Origin of the sequence: Limimaricola cinnabarinus LL-001 (assembly GCF_000466965.1) — a bacterium.
GTDB classification, from domain to species: Bacteria; Pseudomonadota; Alphaproteobacteria; order Rhodobacterales; family Rhodobacteraceae; genus Limimaricola; species Limimaricola cinnabarinus.
Genome location: NZ_BATB01000131.1, coordinates 1 through 2,735, shown reverse-complemented (window position 1 = coordinate 2,735; position 2,735 = coordinate 1). Strand labels below are relative to the sequence as shown.

The 2,735-nt window shown below is 68.7% G+C and carries 3 protein-coding genes; all 3 read left to right on the top strand.

All coding sequences use genetic code 11. The features are described from left to right. Window positions 1-971 (top strand): FAD-binding oxidoreductase (locus MBELCI_RS18565; RefSeq protein ID WP_045320523.1); only part of this gene is annotated, 971 nt, incomplete at its 5' end. A gap of 4 nt (window positions 972-975) precedes the next feature. Beyond that, the gene (locus MBELCI_RS18560) at window positions 976-2,112 is read left to right on the top strand and encodes a fumarylacetoacetate hydrolase family protein (RefSeq protein ID WP_021695783.1); all 1,137 of its coding nucleotides are present in this window, start codon (window positions 976-978) and stop codon (window positions 2,110-2,112) included. An 89-nt stretch (window positions 2,113-2,201) separates the two neighbouring features. After that, on the top strand, window positions 2,202-2,735 hold a 534-nt coding region (locus MBELCI_RS18555; protein WP_045320522.1), incomplete at its 3' end, for a C4-dicarboxylate ABC transporter substrate-binding protein.

The following is a 2,735-nucleotide window of genomic DNA, read 5'->3' as shown; positions in this document are numbered from 1 at the left end:
TTGGCGGCATGGCCGCGACGCGGGCCTCCGGCACCACGGCGGTGCGCTACGGCACGATGCGCGACAACGTGCTGGCGCTCGAGGTGGTGCTGGCCGACGGGCGGATCATCCGTACCGGCAGCCGCGCCCGCAAATCGAGCGCGGGATACGACCTGACCCGGCTGATGATCGGCTCCGAGGGCACGCTCGGCATCATCACCGAGATGACGCTGAAGCTGCATGGCCAGCCCGAGGCGGTCTCGGCCGCGACCTGCCGCTTCGGCAGCGTCGCCGATGCGGTGGGCTGCGTGATAGCGACGATCCAGTCGGGGCTGACGGTGGCGCGGATCGAGCTCTTGGACGAGATGATGCTGCGTGGCTTCAACGCCTATCAGGGCAGCGACCTGCCAGAAGCGCCGCATCTCTTCGTGGAGTTCCACGGCAGTCCGGCGGGGGTCGGCGAACAGGCGCAGGCCTTTGGCGATCTCGCGGGCGAATACGGCGCGTCGGCGATCCGCTGGACCGACCGGGCCGAGGAATGCCGCGAGCTGTGGCACATGCGGCATCAGGCGCATTACGCGACCGGCGCGCTCGATCCGGGCAAGCGGACGCTGGCCACCGATGTCTGCGTGCCGATCTCGCGGCTGGCCGAGGCGGTGACCCACGCCCAGGCCCTCGCGCGCGAGCTGCGCCTCACCTCGACCATCGTGGGCCATGTGGGCGACGGCAATTTCCATTGCGGGCTGCGTGTCGATCCGGGCGACGCGGACGAGGTGGCCCGCATCCACCGCTTTACCGCCGCGCTGGCCGAAAACGCCCTGCGCCTCGGCGGCACCGTCACCGGCGAACACGGCGTGGGCGTGGGCAAGATCGCCTACATGTCCGCCGAGCATGGCGCGGCCGTCGCGGTGATGCGGTCGCTCAAATCCGCCCTCGATCCCAAGGGCATCCTCAACCCGGGCAAGATGCTGCCCGCCGATGACGAAGGCTGATCCGATGCTTCCCCAAGACCATTCCCGCGCGCACCTTGCGGGCCGCGTCCAGCGCGCCCATGGCCCGGCCATCGTCACGCTCCGCGAGGGCCGCGTGACCGACATCACCTCGCGCGAGGTGCCGACCATGCGCGACCTGATGGAGCGCGACGACCTCGCCGATTACCTGCGCCGCGCGCCGGGCGAGGATATCGGCGCGATCGAGGACCTCCTCGCCGCCTCGACCGAAGATCCCGGCACGCCGCATCTCCTCGCCCCCGCCGACCTGCAGGCGATCAAGGCCTCTGGCGTCACCTTCGCCGAGAGCATGGTCGAGCGGGTGATCGAGGAGCAGGCGGCGGGCGACGCCGACCGCGCGCAGGAGATCCGCGCCCGCGTACAGGGCGTGATCGGTGACAGCCTCTCGGGCATCGTGCCCGGATCGGACAAGGCGATGCAGGTCAAGGCGGTGCTGCAGGCCGAAGGGCTCTGGTCGCAATACCTCGAGGTCGGCATCGGCCCCGACGCCGAGGTCTTCACCAAGTGCCAGCCCATGGCCGCCGTCGGCTGGGGCGCCAGCGTCGGGCTGCACCCGATCTCGAACTGGAACAACCCCGAGCCCGAGATCGTGCTCGCCATCGACAGCCGTGGCCGGATCCGCGGCGCGACGCTTGGCAACGACGTGAACCTGCGCGATGTCGAGGGCCGCTCGGCGCTGCTTCTGGGCAAGGCCAAGGACAACAACGCCTCGGCGGCCATCGGCCCCTTCATCCGGGTGTTCGACGACCACTACACCATGGACGACATGCGCGCCGCCGAGCTGACGCTCACGGTGACGGGCGAGGATGGCTTCGCACTCGAAGGCCGTTCCTCGATGTCGAAGATCAGCCGCGATCCCGAAAGCCTCGTCGCCCAGACCATCGGCCGGCACCACCAGTATCCCGACGGCTTCCTGCTGTTCCTCGGCACGCTCTTCGCGCCGATCCAGGACCGCGATGCGCCGGGACAGGGCTTCACCCACAAGACCGGCGACAGGGTGGTGATCGCCGAGACACGCTTGGGCGCGCTGCGCAACACCGTGCGGCTTTCGACCGACTGTCCGGAATGGTCCTTCGGCACGGGCGCGCTGATGCGCAACCTCGCGGGGCGCGGGCTGCTCTGACGATTTCTGGCGTCAGATTGCCGAATTGTCTGGCAATCGGGCGCGGCCCTTGGCAGGCTCCGGTCGGAGGACTTCACAGGGAGGGAACCATGAAGATCATCTCGACGCTTGCCACCGCCACCGCCACCGCCGGTCTCGCGCTGCTCGCGGGCGCGGCCGCGGCGCAGACCACGACGCTGCGCATCCAGACCCAGCAATCGCCGGAATCGCCCGCCGGCCAGCTCGCCGCCGAATGGGTCGAGAATGTCGAAGCGATGTCGGGCGGCGATATCGACATCGAGATGTTCTACTCCTCGGCGGTGGTCAAATCGGCCGAAACCTTCGACGCCGCTGCCAACGGCATCCTCGATTGCGACATGACCAACGGCTCCTACCAGACCGGCAAGAACCCGGCCTTCCAGTTCGTGGCCGACGTGATGGGCGGCTACGACACGCCGCTGCAGTTCCTCGCCTGGATCAAGTATGGCGGCGGCCGCGAGCAGATCAACGAACTCTACAACGCCAACGGCATGGAGTTCGTCGGCGCATGGCTCGGCGGTCAGGAATCGCTCAACTCCACCAAGCCGCTCGCCGGCATTTCCGATCTCGAGAACTTCAAGTTCCGCTCGCCGCCGGGGATGGAG

What these genes read in the sequence shown, in the direction of transcription:
- MBELCI_RS18560 (WP_021695783.1), top strand. Translation starts at nt 976, where the DNA reads ATGCTTCCCCAAGACCATTCCCGCGCGCACCTTGCGGGCCGCGTCCAG.